The sequence below is a fragment of the Pseudomonas sp. MAG002Y genome (assembly GCF_019400845.1).
Classification (GTDB): Bacteria; Pseudomonadota; Gammaproteobacteria; order Pseudomonadales; family Pseudomonadaceae; genus Chryseomonas; species Chryseomonas luteola.
In genome coordinates, this window is the sequence record NZ_WOEJ01000032.1 from 1 (window position 1) to 18,064 (window position 18,064).

The following is an 18,064-nucleotide window of genomic DNA, read 5'->3' on the forward strand; positions in this document are numbered from 1 at the left end:
CGCTCGTAGCTCAGCTGGATAGAGTACTCGGCTACGAACCGAGCGGTCAGAGGTTCGAATCCTCTCGAGCGCGCCATCTCCTAAAAGGGCTTGTAGAAATACAAGCCCTTTTTTCATGCCTGCAAAAAAGGCTTTCGCTTGAGTTGAATTCCCTACTGCCTGCTTGCTCGTGAATCGACTTGCGCTCAAGGTAAAATTCATGGGTTGCTCATATAATTACAGTTCTCTAATTCATCAATCTTGGAAAAGCCTGGCTTAATAAAAACGTCCGCTCATTTAATAAAGGACAATGCGATTTATACATGCCTTGTGCATTGAAATCATTATTACTCCTAAGTCAATTGTTATCTGACGGGTATTAAGCACCTGTTAAATATTGAGCTCGGAGCGGCTAAAGATGACTGGATTATCACCCGGGATGACCGTGTTTGATTGTTTCAGTCTGTTGATGAAATGGCATATTAATGCCTAAGCATAACTGCTAGCTGTTGTTGTTAGTTAATAAAGTTAACGCCACTGCTGCTCTGAGTTATCGTTATTTTAGCCGATTGGCCAGTTTGGCGCTGACATTAGAAATAAGCATGTTGGATAATATGGATTCATTTGAGTGATGCTCTTGCATCCCTTGGTGCAGCAGGAGCCATATGGCCAACTCCTGTGCTTAAAGCCAGGCTTAATCAGGTTTCTATGCTGCAGCAAGGAGCCCGTCAGCGGGCAGACCTGAGCTCATTATTCCAACAGCTGGCGATGAGTTGAATAATGTACGTCTGGATAAAATATGAAGACGGTATTAATTCCTTTTTGAAGGAATATAGATAAAGAATTAATATTATGGCAACTAGCTGTACTCAAGCCGCCTTTGTACAACAGTAAGGCAAATAAAAAAGATTGCTAAAGTGCTAAGTAAATCCTTTCGTCGGGCTGTATGGTAATAGAATTACCGATAGCTACGCTTGTACTACCAGTATTCACTGGAAAGCTAAAGAGCAAACGGAAAGCTTGTTGTTTCGTTTGGTCGCCGACCTTTCTATAAAGAGGGGTCGATCTAACTGGGCATGCTTATAAGGAATTCGATATGCGTCGTTTCAACATGCTTGCGGCCATTTCCATGGCCTTTATCTCTGCCTCTGCTGTTGCTCAAATGCATGTATCGGAAATTAACCAAGCTGGTGATGGCAATACGGCAGAGCTGGTTCAAACCGGTACGTCCCACCAGGCGCAGCAAACTCAGCTGGGTAACAACAGCTATCAGCGTATCGAACAGGATGGGACTGGCCATTCCGCCACGGTCTATCAGGACGAAACCACCGATGAGGCTCATGCAACCGTTTTGCAGAGCGGCGATAATCAGACGGCTCAGATTTATCAACGAGGCGATACGTACGTTACTCTCAACCAGTCAGGCAGTTCCAATCAGTTTACTTTTGATGGCTCAGCGGTATATGGCGGTTATGTAGAAAGTACCCAAGAAGGTACAGGCAACGTGCACACGATTGTTCGCTCCGGTGATTATTGGGCTGCGATCTATACTACTTCCATAGGTAACGCCAACACTATTACGGTTGACCAAGATACCGGCGGTCTCGCTAGAGGATTCTCGGCAACCCAGACAGGTGACAATAACGCTGTTACCGCAACGCAGCGTGATACGGAGTCCATAGCCAATATCCAACAGCTGGGAAATGGCAACAGTGCAGTACTCGAGCAGTATGGTACTAGTCCGAAAGATCTTGGAGTGGGGGCTGTATTAACAACCTTGACTCAAGAGGGAGATGGCAATACGGCCAATGTTATCCAAACACTTAATGCGTATGCAGATCTTAACCAAACGGGTAACAACAACGCGGTCAACGTAGACCAGAGCGGGCTAGCCAGCATGTCGTTTGGATCTGCTGCGGCCAGGCTTACAACTAATCAACTCGGCGATAATAATATTCTGAATGTAGACCAGTCTGCTCGCAGTGGAGACAACCAAATCACTGCTACACAAGATGGCAATGGAAACACCATGGATCTGGTGCAGGCCGGCGTTGAGAATAGCTCCCTGGATGTATCGCAGATAGGCGATGACAACTACATGAGCCTCACACAACGCCAGACCATCAATGACAACTTCCAGCTAACCCAGCAAGGGTCAGGCCTGTCTGTTACGTTGGAGCGCACCGGGCAGGGTAATCAGGCAACCTTGATGCAGACCGGGTTGAGCAATACAGCTACGTTGACCCAACACTGATCAGGAAGGGTTCAAGCATTTGCTCTCTGCCAGCATTGCTGGGTTGAAAAGGCCTGGCAGTGCTGGCCTGTAGGCTTTCTTTATTATAGGCAGGCCGACGACAGCCAGGCAGGGGGATGGGCTGTCATTAAGCTATCATGATCGGCTGATATAAGCGGGGCAGTCTTTATTGCCATGGTTGTCGTCGTTCCGTGAACATGCCATTAAGTGTCCTGCGCTTTTTCAAGTCTTCTGCATCCCTTCCACTTCTGCGCCGTATGGGCATTAGGAATCGCCTGATTGTCTGCTTTGGGGTTACGGCCGCGCTGCTCGTAGGGTTGGGCAGCTTCTGTCTTATACAGATGCACGAGATTCGCCAGCAGGGCGAGATGATCGAAAGCGGAGCGCTTGCCAACATTGCACTGGCGGATGCGATTGCAATTGATCTGGGCAAACTACGCACAGAATCCCAGCGATTTCTGACCACTACGGAAGATCCATCGGTATTGATCAATGGGATGATTGCTGTCGAGCAGCTAACGGGACAACTTGAGCAGAACTTCCAACTCTATTCGCAACAGGCTTCGGATGCTACCCAGCGCGACTCAATCAGGGCGCTTCAGGACGCCTACCAGGTTTTTCTTTCGGGTCTGCGAGATGAGATGGGGCTGATTGAACAGGGCAGGGCCCAGGATGCGCATATGCTTTCTGATACGACCTTGAGCATGCAGGGCGATCTGATGGATATGCAGGTGCAGTTGTTGAGAGAGTTGAATAAGCAGAGTGCTGCCCAATCCATCACCTCGGCACAGGCGCATTATCAACAGACGCGCTTGATTGCCCTTGTCACTATTGGGACAGTGCTGGCACTCATGATGATCTTGGCCTGGCGGCTAAGTGTCAGCATACTGGTGCCCTTGCGACAGGCTGTGGCGATCACCGAAGTCATCGCTGAGGGAGATCTGAGTCAGTCTATTCAGTCGCAAGGTAAAGACGAGGCGGCTCGGCTGTTGCAGGCACTGGCGCGCATGCGGGGTAGTCTGCACGAGACGCTGTCACATATCGAATCGGCGTCTTCACAGCTTACTACTGCCGCGCATGAGATGAGTGCTGTCATGGAAAGCAGCGCTTGTCATCTGCAACAGCAAAACCATGAGGTAAGCCAGGCCGTTGAGGCTATGGCGCAAATGAGCCAAGCTGTAGAAGAGGTTGCGCTTAGCGCTGCCAATACCTCACAGAATTCGCTTGCCTCCAGCGAGGCCGCCATATTGGGCAAACGCGAGCTTACCGACACCATTGCCTCCATCAAGCAATTGGCAGGCACTGTATTAGGGGCTTCCGAGCAGGCGGCCGGGCTGGCTGAAAAGACGCAGAGCGTTACCCGAATACTGGATGTCATTCGATCTGTTTCGGAACAGACCAACTTACTTGCCTTGAACGCGGCCATTGAGGCTGCACGCGCCGGTGAACAGGGCAGAGGCTTTGCTGTGGTAGCCGATGAGGTGCGTGCCCTGGCACTACGTACGCGAGCCTCCACTAATGAAATCGAGGCGTTGGTCCATGACGTGAATCAAGGTACTCAACAGAACGTTTCCAGTCTTCAATCCTCTGCAGAGCACGCCTGTCATACCTTGCAGCAGGCGGAAGCGGCTGACCGGGCATTGCTTGAGATTACTACTGCCAGCGAGGCTATTCGTGAGCAGAATAGAACCATTGCAGCAGGCGCTAATGAGCAGGTTCAGATTGCGCATATTGTCGATAGCGCCCTGGCCAGTATTCGAACGTTGTCTACCCAGACGGCAACAGGTGCAATGCAAACCAGTCACTCCAGTATAGAGTTGCTTGCATTAGCCTCGGAGCTTAACCGGACGGTCCAGCGGTTTCGCCTGTAAGGAAATTAGTTAGCTAATCAATAAATTGTTACGGTTAGGAAGAAACTCAACGAGTGATCGGTATTCCAAGCGGATGACGTTTTAGCTGATAAGTTGAGTTATCCATGTTGAAGTATCTATCCGTTGCCGTAATGACTGCCCTTCTACTTCCCTTGGCGGGCTGTGACAAACCTTCCGAGCAGAAGGCGCAGGACGCTGCCCTGCATACGCAGAATGCCCAGGAACATCAGGAAAAAGCGGCAGCAGCTGAGAATCCTACCGAGCGACAGACACATACCAACGCTGCGCAGGAGCAGAAGCAGGAAGCGGTTGAAGATCAGCAGAAGGCAGATGCGGCATTGTCTAATGAGTCAGCGGTAGGCTCGACACATCCAGACAAAGCAACCCGTACCCAGGCACAATAATCATCCTGGCAGGGCGCCCATCGCGGCCCTGCCGACCATGTCATCGCCAATTAGACGATGGGGGTATAACCGCTGGGGCTATCTGGCCATGGCGTTAGCACTTCAAACCCGCTCTCTGTCACAACAACCATATGCTCCCATTGTGCCGAGAGCGAGCGATCCTTGGTAATGACCGTCCAGCCATCACCGAGTGTCTTGGTCTGGTGCTTGCCGGCATTGAGCATAGGCTCGATGGTAAACATCATTCCTGTACGCAGCTTCATCCCTTCGCCACGGTTGCCAAAGTGCAGCACCTGAGGCTCGTCGTGATAAACCTTACCGATCCCGTGCCCGCAGTATTCACGAACGACACTAAAGCCGTCACGGTGCGCGACGGTTTGGATCGCATGACCGATGTCTCCCAACGTTGCGCCGGGCTTGACCTCTTGAATGCCCGCACACATGGCTTCGTAAGTCGTTTCCACTAGGCGGCGTGCCTGAGCAGAGGGTTCACCTACAAAGTACATGCGACTGGTATCGCCGTACCAGCCATCCTTGATGACCGCTACATCGATATTGACGATATCGCCATCCTTCAGCGTCTCAGAAGAAGGAATACCGTGGCAGATCACATGATTGACTGAAGTGCAGACCGTTTTCGGAAATCCGTGATAACCAATATTGGCCGGAACGGCTTTTTGTACGTTTACGATATAGTCATGACACAAGCGGTCTAGCTCTTCGGTCGTTACGCCAGGTTTCACATGCTCGGCAATCATCGCTAGCACATCGGCTGCCAGCTTGCCTGCCTTGCGCGCCATGGCAATTTCTTCAGGTGTCTTTATCGAAACCGCTTTTCTCATCGTCCGGCTCCCGCCTGTTTGATTGTTGCTTGGACGTGTGGGGCATCTTCCATCGCGCTCAGGCAGTTCAGGTCAAAACCGCCTTGTTGCTCCAGACTGATCAGCAGCTTGCAGATATCCCGATGATTCAGCTCAGGATAGAGCTCCGCCAGCATGCCTACTCGTAGCCAGTGCTCCGCCTGAGCATTGATGGAGCGGCAAAGTGCATTACTGGCGATACGCAGGTTTTCATGCATACCTTCCGAGACTTTGACAATACCCATCCATTCACCCTATATGAAATGTATATGATCCATATACTAACGTGTATGACTGCGTAGGAAAATGGACGTTCCATGGGATTAATGGAGGATGGCTGTGCCTTTTTTAAATTAAATGGTTATAAGCAAGATCATATTTATATAAGCGAGCTCTTTATAAGTCGTTATGCTGCGTGCCGGTTTTTGCAGAACATGTGTCTTTAGGAAGTGATGATGGATTTCGGCGCTGGAGGTTTTGTTGTCGCAGGCTTGGTGGTCGGCTTTATTGTTGGGATGACAGGCGTAGGCGGTGGTTCCCTGATGACTCCTATCCTATTGTGGTTTGGCATCAATCCGGCCGCTGCCGTAGGAACTGATCTGCTGTATGCCGCGGTGACAAAGGCAGGCGGTGTCTGGGTGCATCAGCGCAACAAGAATATCGACTGGTCTGTGACAGGCTGGCTGGCGCTGGGAAGTCTGCCGGCCGCTGCATTAACACTGTGGTTGTTGAGCCGCTTGCACTCCGATCCGCAGGCGCTAAATGCGATCATCAAGCATGGTTTGGGTATTGTTCTGTTCATGACAGCCTTTGCCATTCTTTTCAAGAAACAGTTGTTTGCCTTTGTAGGCCGGCATGCCAATGACAGCTTTCACTTGAGCCCGAAAAAGCTCAATACGCTGACATTCATCACAGGTGTTGTGCTTGGCGCCATGGTGACGCTGACGTCCATTGGCGCAGGCGCTTTAGGGACCGTGGCGCTGTTCATGCTATATCCCTTCCTGGCTACTCGACGCCTGGTAGGTACAGAAATCGCACATGCCGTACCTTTGACGCTGATTGCAGGACTGGGCCATGCCAGCATGGGCAACATGGATTGGCCTATTCTAGGCTATCTGCTGATGGGCTCACTGCCAGGCATCTTTATGGGCAGTCACCTTTCCGGTCGAATTCCCGATGGAATATTGCGTCCGTGCCTTGCCGTTATGCTGATGGTGATCGGGTACAAACTGCTCTGACCTCTCCTTGTGAGTGGTCTGAGGGCTTCAGGCCACTCACTTGCTAACGCCTTCCGGATAAAAATAAATAGCCAGAAGAGAGCTATTTCTGCTGATGTATCCGCTGTACTGCTCTTTTCTATGCCATGCGGATCCGCTTCAGCCTCATCAGAGATAGGCTGGAAGCGGATTGATGATCGTCTCGTAACCGACCAGCGACGGCTGAAGGGTTTCCATCAACAATGGCCAATGTGCCATGGCTGACTGAAAGTTTTGGACAGCCTGGATTTCAAGATACTGCAACCCTTGCAAATCAAAGCATTTGGCTAGATTGGTGACGTCCTCACGGGTATCCAATGTATGGATGGAGGCGTCGAGTACTTGAAGAGCATTCATCGTGGTTTCCAGGCTGACAGATTATTTGACGCAACGGTCATTACACTGTTGCCTGCAGCAACCGGCGTGCCAGATCATCAGTGCCAGAGCACCATCAAGCCAAACGCTGACAGAAGGCATAGTCCGCTAATGGCCATCAGCAGCAGGTCCACAGGATCCCATTCACTCATGCTAGTGGTCGTCGTTGGGACGTAGGTAGCTGGATGAAGCGTTCAGGACGGAAGCGATCAGATTATTCATCCTTATGCCGTCTAAGCTCGGTGTGAATCGCAACCCCTGTAGCCACAAGGCCTATTATGGCCAGGCAGGCAATAGGGCGGCCCGGCGTTAACACCTGGGTTGTACAAAGGGTGGTGAGGTTAGTAAAGAAGTCCATATCCAGCATCCTGCTTTTTGCTTTCTGAAAGGCGAAGGAAAGCCATTCCTATTCCGGCATGGTGAGTAACAGTAACCTCACGCGTGACCAGACTCATTCCGTATCGGTTATGGGTAGGTTCATGCTGCGCAGCGACCGCGCTTCACCCCCCTATGTTTGATGTCTTTATGATATCAATGGCGGCAGCAAAGCTCAAAGGCTCAAAAGTCGCATGGACTTTGGGGCAAGCGTTTACGAATGTGCCATGCAAGCGCCTGACGGCAGAGGCGTTATGACAAGCTCAATTCCTGGGAGGCTTTTTGCTCAGGAAGGCTTCTCGAAGAATAAACACAGAAACGATGATGAGACCGTATCCTTCGAATTGGAGCATCGTGTCATTGGGCTTGTAAAGCAGACACGTTACACCCACTGCCGTGAAGAATAGGCCGAGGCAGTACAACAACCTTATTTACCTCTAAAAGACATGCTGGAGCCAGAGCTGGGCCTACTTGAAGATAGCGCTCTTGAGCGTAAGGGGGGCTAGCCACAAAATGAGAAGTGGTTAGCAAACTTGATATCAATATGACATTGGTGGACTTAATCTGTACAGCTGTCTCGTCTGTTCAAACGACCGTTCATCATCTGTGGTGGATTCATCAAGGCATGACTGGTGGCAGATACGTCAGGGTGGCTCCCAATGCCCATAAAAGAATCAGCACCAACGGAATATGCGCCAGCATCTGCATGAAGGTAAAACCGATAAGGTCGCGCGCCTTGAGCCCCAGAACGCCTAGTAAAGGCAGCATATAAAAGGGGTTTATCAAATTGGGTAGCGCTTCAGCTGCGTTGTAGATCTGGACTGCCCAGCCCAGGTGGTAGTGCAAGTCATTGGCAACCTGCATGACGTAAGGCGCCTCGATGATCCATTTACCCCCGCCTGAAGGAATAAAGAAACCCAGGATAGCTGAATAGACGCCCATCAGGACCGCAAATGTATCGTGTGAGGCCAGTTGAGCGAAGAAGGCGGAAATATGGTGGGCAAGCGTCTGACCATCACTTCCTGTCGCCTTTGTCATGATCGCAGCAATGGAGCCATAGAGGGGAAACTGGATCAGGACACCAGTAGTGGTCGGCACAGCACGCGCCACTGCATCGAGAAAATGACGAGGACGCCAATGCAGAAGCGCACCAAGCGTCAGAAATAACAGATTGTAGGTGTTAAGCCCTGAAATGGCCTCAATGGCAGGCTTGGAAGCAAACTCCTGCCAAAGCCACCCCAGCGCTAGCAGCACAATGATAATGGTCAGAAGCGGGCTATGCTCCAGCCATTCGCCTGGGCGTGTTCGCACTAGCCGAGCCGGTGTTTCCAGTACGGGGTCGACTCCACACTCACGCGCAGTACGAGCAGTCAATTCTCCAGGCGCAGTAGCATATGCAATGATCAGCGACAGCACGATCAGCGCAAGCAGCATGACGCCTGACTGCCAGAGGAAAATGGTTTCCGTAAAGGGGATGACACCGGTAATCGCCAGAACAGACGGGGGCAGGCTTCCCGGATTTGCCTGCAACTGGGCCGCTGAGGACGACAGACCCAAGGCCCATACGGCGCCCAGCCCGAGATAGGCCGCTGCACCTGCGGCCCGGTAATCCATTTTCAAATCGACACGTCGGGCAAGGGCTCTTACTAGGAGCCCTCCAAAAACCAGGCTGAGCCCCCAGTTGAGCAGAGAAGCCAGCATCGAAATAAGCGCTACCCAGCAGACAGCCGACCGACCATTGCGTGGGATGCGAGCCAGCCAGTCGATCAGACGGGCCGCAGGCGCTGAGCTGGCCACGACGTAGCCGCCGATCACTACAAACGCCATTTGCATGGTGAAGGGAATCAGGCTCCAGAATCCGTCGCCAAATGCCTTGGCTGTACTTGAGGCCGGTGTACCGAGCAGGGTAGCGGCGAGCGCCACCACCACCACGGCGACAGCGGCAAAGACCCATGAATCAGGGAACCAGCGCTCGGCCCATTGCGCACAACGTAACGCCAGACGAGCAGAAAATCGCTCTTCAATATGAACGGACATGTAATCTCCTTATAGCTTTTGTTATTGATTACCCGTGTAGCGCATGGCCATTTGCCTGGCCGCGCTCAGGACGTATAGAGGGTAGCGCTTACCGGTGTGTTTTACTTGGCGGTTTTTCACTGTGGACGGACGGCCACTTCAAAAGGCTGCTATCGTTGCCGAATAGACTGACCTTGCCGCCGCTTCGTTTGTTTAGAATTGTTGTTTGTTGCTGTGGTCGTATCTGGACACCAACATACTGAACAGGCCTTTTTCCTAAGAGACAATCCATGCAATTTTTAAGGGACGATCATGGTTGCCTGGGCTGGAGCGGTGAGATGGCCGAGCGTATCCGGTCTTTCGACTGGTCCTGTACGGATCTCGGCCCTATTGAACAGTGGTCCAAAAGTCTGAGCGCTGCCGTCCAGTTTCTACTGGCCTCTCCCGTACCCCTCGTCATGTTGTGGGGACGGCCTGGTTATATGATTTATAACGATGCCTATGCCGTGTTTGCGGGAGGGCGTCATCCTTTTCTTCTCGGCTCGCCAGTCGAGATTGGTTGGCCGGAAGTTGCCGAATTCAATCGGAATGTAGTTGATACCTGTCTGGCTGGCGGTACGCTCTCTTATCGAAACAAAGAACTCGTGTTGTTTCGTAATGGGCGTCCGGAAGACGTCTCGATGGACCTTTACTACAGCCCGGTGCCCGAGGATGACGGCGTGCCGGCCGGCGTCATGGCCATCGTTATCGAAACCACTCAACACGTACTGTCGGAGCGGCGACGTCAGGAGGCTGAGCGTTCCTTCCGGGCAACGAATGAACGACTACAACTGGCATTGAACTCTGGCGCGCTCCTGGGGCTGTTCGTCTGGGATATCAAAGCCCGGTTCCTGACCGGGGATGAGCGCTTCGCACGAACTTTTTCGTACCCCGTGGACGAAGCGGCGGCAGGTATCCCCATTCAGATTGCCAGCGGCTTCATTCATCCGGATGACCTGGAAAAGATCCGGATGCATATCAGGCAGACCTTTGATCAGGGCGGCGCGTTTAATGCCGAATGCCGTATCCGCCGTTCGAACGGCCTTTTCCGCTGGGTTTTAGCGAGTGGTCTATGCGAGTTTGACGAGCATGGAGAGCCGTTTCGCTTTCCCGGTGTTCTGATTGATATTCATGAACGCAAGATGGCGGAAGAAGCGCTTTATCAACTGACGCGCAATCTGGAGCAGCGGGTCGCTGCTGAAGTGCAGGCCCGCTCGTTGGCAGAAGAGCAGCTCCGGCAATCACAAAAGCTGGAGGCGATTGGCGGACTGACCGGAGGCGTTGCACATGACTTCAATAATGTTCTGCAGGTCATTTCGAGCAACCTGCATCTGCTGGCTCGTCAGGAAAAGGACAACCCTCGTTTACAGAGCCGCGTAGAGGCTGCCATCAATGCGGTGGAGCGAGGAGCCAAGCTGTCTTCCCAACTATTGGCCTTTGCCCGTCGCCAAGCCTTATCACCCGGCGTTTACAACCCAGCCCATATTTTCGAAGGGCTGGAGGAGCTCCTTCAGCGTGCACTGGGCGAGACCATCGAAATCGATATGTCCCTGCCTGACAATGCCTGGTGCATACACGTTGATCGTAACCAGTTGGAAAACGCTATTCTCAATCTGGCCATCAATGCCCGTGATGCGATGGATGGGGAAGGGCTGATCAGCGTTCATGGCGACAATGTCGTGCTGGATGAAGATTACTGTGCAGGCAAGGACATCAGTCCTGGGGACTACCTCTGCCTGTCCGTTGCCGATTCGGGCGAAGGTATGAAGCCAGAAGTGCTGGAGCACGTCTTCGAGCCATTCTTCACGACCAAGGCTGAAGGCCAGGGTACGGGACTTGGTCTTAGCATGGTGTTTGGCTTCGTCAAGCAGAGTGGGGGCCATATTGATATTCAGAGCGCCCCTGGATGCGGTACGACGGTACGGATGTATTTCGCACGCAGTCACAAACAGGCCGAAGAAGATGACCGGGGCAAACATGACTATACGCTTGAAGGACGGGAAACCATCCTGGTAGTAGAGGATAATGAAGGTGTTCGCTTCTCTGTTGTAGAGTTACTGCAGCAGGCCGGTTATGACGTGGCGCAAGCGCCTGATGCTGACGTGGCCATGCAGCTGCTGGAAGCCGGAACGAGGGTTGATTTGATTTTCACGGATGTCGTGATGCCCGGTCGGCTCAAAAGTACGGATCTGGCGGCATGGGCTCAGATGCAGGAACCTGCAATACCGGTATTGTTTACCTCAGGCCATACTCGGGACATCCTTTCGCAGAACAACACGTTGGCTCCTAATATCCATTTGCTTACCAAACCCTATCGTCCCGAGGATCTCTCTGCCATGGTGCGTACTGCTCTGAGAGGATAGGCGATAGAAGCACCAGGTTCCATTTGGTGGGTCGAAGAGGTATCAGATAAAAATGTAATCCTTCTCCAAAGGCACATGGGAGCCTTTGGCACGTAGTTCATTGACGGCATAAACCAGGGTTAGGTTTAGCGCATCCTTATTCATCATGAGCTTGGGATCGAGGCGGCGCTGCACGCGTGCAGGAACGGCCGGGTCGATCAAGGTCAAAAGCATGTCAGAGCCGCGAGGTTCAAAAAGAAACTTAAGCGGCGGATCGAGACGGGCAAGTTTATCGGCTATCAGATTCATCGGGTGCGCCTCATGCTTAACTTAAGCATAGGCCACTGTTTCACTCGTAAAGAGCAATCCATCTGAAGCTCTGGCCAGCTTTCAACAAAAAAGCCCTCTGCTAAAGAGGGCTTTCACATTTTTTCTGTCGTAAAGCGATCATTGAATAAACGATCAGACCTTGAAGCGATTGACCAGAGAGTTAAGCTCAGCCGCTAGACGTGACAGCTCATGGCTGGACGCGCTGGTTTGATGCGCGCCTGTGGCAGACTGCACGGATAGATCACGGATGTTGACAAGATTACGGTCAACTTCCCTAGCCACCTGAGCCTGCTCTTCAGCGGCGCTGGCAATTACCAGATTACGCTCATACATTTCGCTGATCGACGACGTGATTTCGCTTAGTGCCTGGCCTGCACTTTCTGCCAGCTCCCGTGTGGAATGAGCGCGAGCGCTGCTGGCTTGCATGGAGTTCAAGGCCTGACTTGCGCCATTGCGCATGCCGGAGACCATTTGCTCGATCTCAAGTGTCGACTGTTGCGTACGATGGGCAAGAGCTCTGACTTCGTCAGCGACTACAGCGAAACCTCGGCCGGATTCGCCTGCACGGGCAGCTTCGATCGCAGCATTCAGCGCCAGTAGATTGGTTTGTTCTGCAATGGCACGAATAACATCCAGCACCTTGCCAATTTCCTGCGATCGATCGGCAAGTTGTCTTACCAGTACGGAGGTAGACTGAACCTCTTCCGACAGGTCTGTGATGGCTGTAATGGTTTCATTGACTCGAACATGACCGGCCTGTGCTGACTGGGTCGAGGTCTTGGAGGCCTCAGATGTCGATACTGCGTTACGTGCTACCTCATCAACCGCTGCGCTCATCTCGTTTACAGCGGTAGCGGCCTGCTCAATCTCATCGTTTTGCTGTTGCAAGCCGCGGCTGGCTTCTTCGGTCACTGCGTTGAGTTCATCAGCAGCTGCCGCCAGTTGGGTTGATGACCCTGAAATCTGAGCCAGGGTGTTACGCAGATTGTCCTGCATCTGGCGCAGTGCTACCTGAAGCTGATTGACCTCATCGCTACCGCTGACTTCAATGTGAGTGGTCAGGTCTCCTTTGGCAACCTGTTGTGCGGCGCGCACAGCACTCTGCAGGGGCCTGACGATACTTTGCGTCAGAAGCCAGGCCATAAGCGCGGTAGCCAGGGCCGCCAGGGCAATCACGAGGATAACAATGGCGCGAGAGCTGGCGTATTGATCCGCCGAACTCTTTCCTTCGCGCTCGATCCCTTGTGCATAGTAGTCTCCCAGCTCGCCCAATGTCTTGCCAGTGCCATCGATGACAGGCTTCATGTCAACCAGAGTGAGTTTATTCAGGGCGACAGTATCGCCTTGGCGGGCCAGGACAAACGAGTTGGTCATACCCTGCTGGTAGACTGCAAAATCCTGTTTGAATTGTCCGTACAGGCGTTGCTCTTCGGGCGTATCGACAAAGGCCTCAAACGCTTTGATGTTATCCATCAAAACCTTATTACGGGCCTCATACTGGCTGGCATAGGTGTCGATGCTTTTAGGGTCGGGATCAAGCGCCATGCGCAAGGAAATGGTGCGAATACGCAGCATGTTTTCCCGGATGCTATCTACGATGCGGATGCTGGGTACCCATTCTGCTTCTATAGCCACACTACGGTCACGGATACTGGACATCTTGCCTAGCGAGAAAATACCCAGAAAAGCAACCATCAGCGCGATCAGGCCAAACCCAAGCGCAGCCCGGGGGGCTATGTTCCAACTGCGTAGTAGCATATTTGTCATCCGCAAAAGTAGAGGCGAAAGCACGCCGAATTTTTGTTGTCTGATGACATGTATCGGCGGTCAGTCTTGAGGCTTGAATTTATTCAGTGACGGATAAAGCTCACTGCATCCATGGCTCAAGCGTTCTTGAAAGCGAACCTCTACCAGCTACCTGTTTTCTACTGCGACATTCCTAAAAAGCTAACTACCAGGCGCAGCTATGAATGCAGAGTCTGCAGTGTGCTCAAGCTGGTAGAGCACAGCCTGTCCAACTATAAAGATGACCCCTCCAAGAAGGAGCTGAAAAACCGCCAGTTAACTACCTTCAATCAACTGTTAGATTCGCTCGGTCAATATATCGACCGTGAAGGGGCTGGTCATAATAGGCGTGTCGATTTCCAGGTTTCCATCGCCTACCACAGCGCTCTCAGCATAACCTGTGATAAATAGCACCTTGAGGTCAGGGCGGCTAATACGCGGCGTCAGCCATTTGTCTTCCGTTAGCCCAACATCGGAAACTAACAGGCCGATAGCGGTATCGGATTGCAGGATTGCCAAGCCAGAAGCGCCATCTTCAGCTATCAGGGCGTGGTAGCCGAGTTCTTCAAGAATCTCCACGACCAGCATACGGATAGTCGGCTCGTAATCCACAACCCGTACTGCCCCGCCAGTAACGGTACGGAGCAACTGTTCTTGAGTGGGCTCACTTGCGGTATTTACGGCCTTTTCTTCTGCGCGAGTTATAGACATATCCGTATTCCTTGCCCCGTTTCCGGAGCGATATGCATCTGCCCACCGGTTAGCGCACGAAGCCGTAAATTATGGAGAGCCCAACCCCATGCCCAGAGGTTTAGTAGTGACGGTGGTCAATATGTGCAACGCAGATGGACAGGTTTTCGGAACCCTAGGGTTGTGCCGGTTCAATCATATGAGCGGGCATGCATCCCACCTCCCGCCGGCAGAAAGAAAGGCGCAAGACATAGGCGGAAAAGGAGATTTGCGCATCATGCGAGTTGGACGTCCTGTAATGGTGACAAAAGGCAAAATCAGAGAACCTTCCACGTGGCAACCCACCAAGATGGAGAGGGTGCAACACGCGTTTAGCCCATCCGGTACGGACGTCAGACTAGAAGTGCTTTGTGCTGCAAGTGTGGCAAGGAACATGAGAAGCACTGTAAAAGCACTGTGATAAAGAGGGGTAAATAATGACTACCCAAGCGAGCCATGATGTAATGGATCATCCTCATGAGTAAATTCATGGCTATTGGATGCCGGCTGGTTAAGCCGACGCTGGATATCCATCAGGACCGTTTCCAAAAGCAGACGGTTACGCGCCTGGTCAGACGTTAAGATCCACTCAAGTGGATGACCTCCTTCAACAGGTAGTGCGGTAATAACCAGTGTCCCGTCAGGTTTTAGTAAGGTATCGACTTGATAACGGTCACGGGCCGAGTCAACAAGCATGATCAAGGCATTCATAGAATCGGCTACATCGTTGGGTGTTATCTAGTTAGAGTCAGGCTACTTCAAGAGATTCTTGAAGACTCTTCCCACTCGTCTAAAGGTTTTCCTGCCCAGTCAAAGCCTTTCTTATGCTCCGCCTCCACCCTGCATCTGATCGCTATGCGGGTCCTTTAGTGAGCCTTGGTTAAAAAGGTCCTAATAAGCTGCGGGAGGGGTGATCTATTACAAAAGAAGAGAACTAATTCAAAGTATTTATGCTGGCAAACTCACAAAATCAAGGTTTTTTGTCAATTGCTTTTGTATTGAACGTACTATGAATTTGTTTTGATGATTTATAAGTTATTTATCAATAGAAGGCAAATAGCCAGTATTCTTTCGAAATCACTCGTACCGTCACAGTAGTCTGGTTATTTGAGCCAATATGACGGTAATAATTGCCCGCAATACTAAGCTTGTCTGTTTCAAGCATTGATCTAAGTAGTCCATTGCCTGCCTTGACAGCGTCTGCGTCGCCACTAGCTTTATGATCCCTCAACAGATTGGTGTGGGTTGGCACGCTTGGTGGTTTCGAAAACAAACCGCATGTAAAGGACATAAAATTAATGATCACGGTTAGCAAGCGTAACGTCTATTACGTATGTTTGTTTATTCTTCTTATTTTTCAATTTGGTGTGTTCGAGCAAGGGCACACAAACCCTATTGGCGTAAAGTACGTCAGTGAATTGTACTTGGCGATATGCTTGGGTTTTACAGCGCTTCTTCTTACAGGTACACCTCCGGCCAACAAGCAGGACTACAACCTCGGCTTGAGTTTTTGCCTTTTTTCTGCCTTTGTGTTCTGTTTTCTACCTGCGTTATTTTCAAATCTTTTTTATGGGCAGCCGCTGTTCTATGGATTGATTGAAGAGCGCCGTGTCCTGTTCTGTTTCAGCTTTTTCGTTATTGTCTATTTTGCAAAGCGTGTAACCGCTACCCAATTCGAGCAGCTGATACTGCTGGTCGGTCTCATCTCCGTTGGGCTTTCCTGGCTTTCCTATGCAGGCGTGCTGCCCGATCTTCGTGAGCAGGTGCTTGACCTTAGTCGTCCCGGGCGTGCCTCGCCCGGCGCAGCGGCCATCATCTTCTCCTACTGCCTTAGCGTCTATTTCATGGGGCATGGACGATCTCCCCTGAACGGCGCTCCAAAGTCAAAAGTGCTCTATGGCATCCTGGCGTTTGTCTTTCTGGCCACGATTGTCTTTGTCATGCAGACAAGACAGGTCATCGTGATCTGCTTTCTCTTTACCGCGATGTGTCTGAAAAGCCGCATGGTGATGCCCATGATCCTGGGTAGCATTGCGCTCTTTCCGATATTGGTGAACCCGCATATCCTCGATAGCTTGGGGCTCAACCTTGACTTCTATATGCAATCGGTGGAGAGCGGGCCTACGGACAATGTGCGGGAAAACACCATTGCCGCCATCATGAACCATTTGCATGAATACAATTGGGTTCCTAGCGGCAGCTTGAGCCTGATGTGGAATGATGGGTTCAAACGGTTCTTCAGCAACTACTTCTTTCTGTCTGACGTAGGGGTAATTGGTACCTTATTCCGCTTCGGATTCCTGACATTTGCCATTATTCCGATTGGCTTGTTCATCCACTACAGGGTTGCAACGAAGCTAAATCCCAACTTGGACTTTACGCTGGCGTTCTTCCTGGCCAACCTTGCCATGTGGCCGTTGGTAAGTGTGTTCGAGTATCAAGCACCTACGGCTTTTCTTCTCGCTCTACAGGCACTCAAAACACACTATCAACATACAGCCAGAGCTACTGACGAAATCGCAGCGGTACCGTATCCATACCCAACGCGGCTTGAGTCGTTGTCCGGCGCCAGAGGAATGAGAGGCATGACCTGATTCATTTTTAATAAAGGAAAAGGCTGGGCTTATACCCGGCCTTTTCCTTTAAGGGATGCCAGTAAAGCCAGATCAAGCAGATAGATTGACTCAGAAGGGATTACAGGAGAGATGATGCATAGCGAGGCAATAACGATCAGCTTATGTAGCTGCTAGAGAATGCCGTTTTGTTGTCTTACGTAGGGAATCTGGTATGGGCTGGCAAAATACGCGTCTGATACGAACGCACCTGGCCTATTATGGAGGGAGAAAAAGTAAAGATAAGGAGCTATCCCTAGCTCCAGATACAATCCATCACAGCCCGTAGGTAAGAGACTGTTGTTATTTAGACAAAACAGTCAGTGTCTTGGGATAACCTACGACCGACCCATTGACTGCCGCGCCATCCACATAAACACCTAGATTAGTGCCAGCCTGCACATAGGTAATTTTGCGGACCTGACCATCCGCTAGCTTAACCGACTTGCCCACCTGAAAGGCGGCTTTGTTGGCGGTCGTGCCCGGTACCGAGAAGCCAGCCTTCTTACGATACACACCATTGAGCCAATCGGTGTTGGTAAAATTGTTGATGGTGCTGGTCACGGAACCCGTCGTAGTGGATGGTGCCGGCGCAACAACGGTCGGTGTAGGTGCAGGCGAAGTTGTTGCTGCCTTCTTCGGGCCTATTTCCGTACAGCTGGTGTTATCCATGTATTTCTTGAGCGTCGGCCACTGCGGGCGCTCTACACCATTGATAGGCTCAACCGACATGAAATAATTGCCCCAGCCCGGACCTGCCGCCCAGTAGGACGCCGGTACGCAATTCTCTTTCAGGTAGGCCAGCATATTGTCCATCAGGATGTTCCAGCGCGGGTT

Annotated in this window: 14 protein-coding genes and 2 pseudogenes; 7 read left to right on the forward strand and 9 right to left on the reverse strand. The window is 51.5% G+C overall.

From position 1 onward, the window contains the following. The first annotated feature begins 1,075 nt into the window (after nt 1-1,075). The 4 genes and pseudogenes from GM154_RS25810 (at nt 1,076) to GM154_RS25020 (ending at nt 4,508) form a co-directional block, all read left to right on the forward strand. Nucleotides 1,076-2,233, forward strand: a complete 1,158-nt coding sequence (locus GM154_RS25810) for a hypothetical protein (protein WP_258020052.1) — start codon at nt 1,076-1,078, stop codon at nt 2,231-2,233. Between the two features lie 257 nt (nt 2,234-2,490). Further along, nucleotides 2,491-3,249: pseudogene (locus GM154_RS26145) on the forward strand (MCP four helix bundle domain-containing protein); the annotation flags it as partial. A gap of 141 nt (nt 3,250-3,390) precedes the next feature. Then, nucleotides 3,391-4,104, forward strand: a complete 714-nt coding sequence (locus GM154_RS26150) for a methyl-accepting chemotaxis protein (RefSeq protein ID WP_374940349.1) — start codon at nt 3,391-3,393, stop codon at nt 4,102-4,104. A 104-nt stretch (nt 4,105-4,208) separates the two neighbouring features. Continuing rightward, nucleotides 4,209-4,508: a hypothetical protein gene (locus tag GM154_RS25020; protein WP_219654165.1), complete on the forward strand. Its 300-nt coding sequence runs from the start codon at nt 4,209-4,211 to the stop codon at nt 4,506-4,508. Between the two features lie 50 nt (nt 4,509-4,558). On the opposite strand, the gene map is transcribed toward GM154_RS25020, so the two are convergent. Further along, nucleotides 4,559-5,350 carry a type I methionyl aminopeptidase gene (map, locus tag GM154_RS25025; protein ID WP_197873284.1) on the reverse strand — a complete coding sequence of 264 codons (792 nt, stop codon included), beginning with the start codon at nt 5,348-5,350 and terminating at the stop codon, nt 4,559-4,561. Next, entirely contained in the window at nt 5,347-5,613 is a 267-nt protein-coding gene (locus tag GM154_RS25030) for a ParD-like family protein (RefSeq protein ID WP_010798714.1), read from the reverse strand. Before GM154_RS25030 ends, map begins: the two co-directional genes overlap by 4 nt. A 210-nt stretch (nt 5,614-5,823) precedes the next feature. Between GM154_RS25030 and GM154_RS25035 the strand changes: the two genes are divergently transcribed. Continuing rightward, the gene (locus GM154_RS25035; RefSeq protein WP_010798713.1) at nt 5,824-6,606 is read left to right on the forward strand and encodes a sulfite exporter TauE/SafE family protein; all 783 of its coding nucleotides are present in this window, start codon (nt 5,824-5,826) and stop codon (nt 6,604-6,606) included. A 147-nt stretch (nt 6,607-6,753) separates the two neighbouring features. On the opposite strand, the gene bcsR is transcribed toward GM154_RS25035, so the two are convergent. Next, nucleotides 6,754-6,981 carry a BcsR/BcsP family cellulose biosynthesis protein gene (gene bcsR / locus GM154_RS25040; RefSeq protein WP_074828942.1) on the reverse strand — a complete coding sequence of 76 codons (228 nt, stop codon included), beginning with the start codon at nt 6,979-6,981 and terminating at the stop codon, nt 6,754-6,756. Nucleotides 6,982-7,992: 1,011 nt separating this feature from the next. Then, a complete protein-coding gene (locus GM154_RS25045) occupies nt 7,993-9,411 on the reverse strand; it encodes a short-chain fatty acid transporter (protein WP_219654168.1) in 1,419 nt (472 codons plus the stop codon). 269 nt (nt 9,412-9,680) lie between these two features. On the opposite strand from GM154_RS25045, the gene GM154_RS25050 reads away from it, so the two are divergent. Beyond that, nucleotides 9,681-11,792, forward strand: coding sequence for a PAS domain-containing sensor histidine kinase (locus tag GM154_RS25050; protein ID WP_219654170.1), 2,112 nt, complete (start codon nt 9,681-9,683; stop codon nt 11,790-11,792). 42 nt (nt 11,793-11,834) lie between these two features. Here GM154_RS25050 and GM154_RS25055 read toward each other — a convergent pair whose 3' ends face one another. The 4 genes from GM154_RS25055 to GM154_RS25070 form a co-directional block, all read right to left on the reverse strand. Beyond that, entirely contained in the window at nt 11,835-12,080 is a 246-nt protein-coding gene (locus tag GM154_RS25055; RefSeq protein ID WP_125889089.1) for a hypothetical protein, read from the reverse strand. Nucleotides 12,081-12,233: 153 nt separating this feature from the next. Continuing rightward, nucleotides 12,234-13,859: a methyl-accepting chemotaxis protein gene (locus tag GM154_RS25060; RefSeq protein ID WP_219654177.1), complete on the reverse strand. Its 1,626-nt coding sequence runs from the start codon at nt 13,857-13,859 to the stop codon at nt 12,234-12,236. A 324-nt stretch (nt 13,860-14,183) separates the two neighbouring features. Beyond that, on the reverse strand, nt 14,184-14,597 hold the full coding sequence (locus tag GM154_RS25065) for a hypothetical protein (protein ID WP_219654179.1): 414 nt from the start codon (nt 14,595-14,597) through the stop codon (nt 14,184-14,186). A gap of 459 nt (nt 14,598-15,056) precedes the next feature. Next, nucleotides 15,057-15,326 carry a hypothetical protein gene (locus tag GM154_RS25070; protein WP_125889087.1) on the reverse strand — a complete coding sequence of 90 codons (270 nt, stop codon included), beginning with the start codon at nt 15,324-15,326 and terminating at the stop codon, nt 15,057-15,059. A gap of 587 nt (nt 15,327-15,913) precedes the next feature. Between GM154_RS25070 and GM154_RS25075 the strand changes: the two genes are divergently transcribed. Then, nucleotides 15,914-17,209, forward strand: a complete 1,296-nt coding sequence (locus GM154_RS25075; protein WP_219654181.1) for a hypothetical protein — start codon at nt 15,914-15,916, stop codon at nt 17,207-17,209. Between the two features lie 321 nt (nt 17,210-17,530). Here the strand turns inward: GM154_RS25075 and GM154_RS25815 are convergent. After that, nucleotides 17,531-18,064: pseudogene (locus GM154_RS25815) on the reverse strand (glycoside hydrolase family 5 protein); the annotation flags it as partial.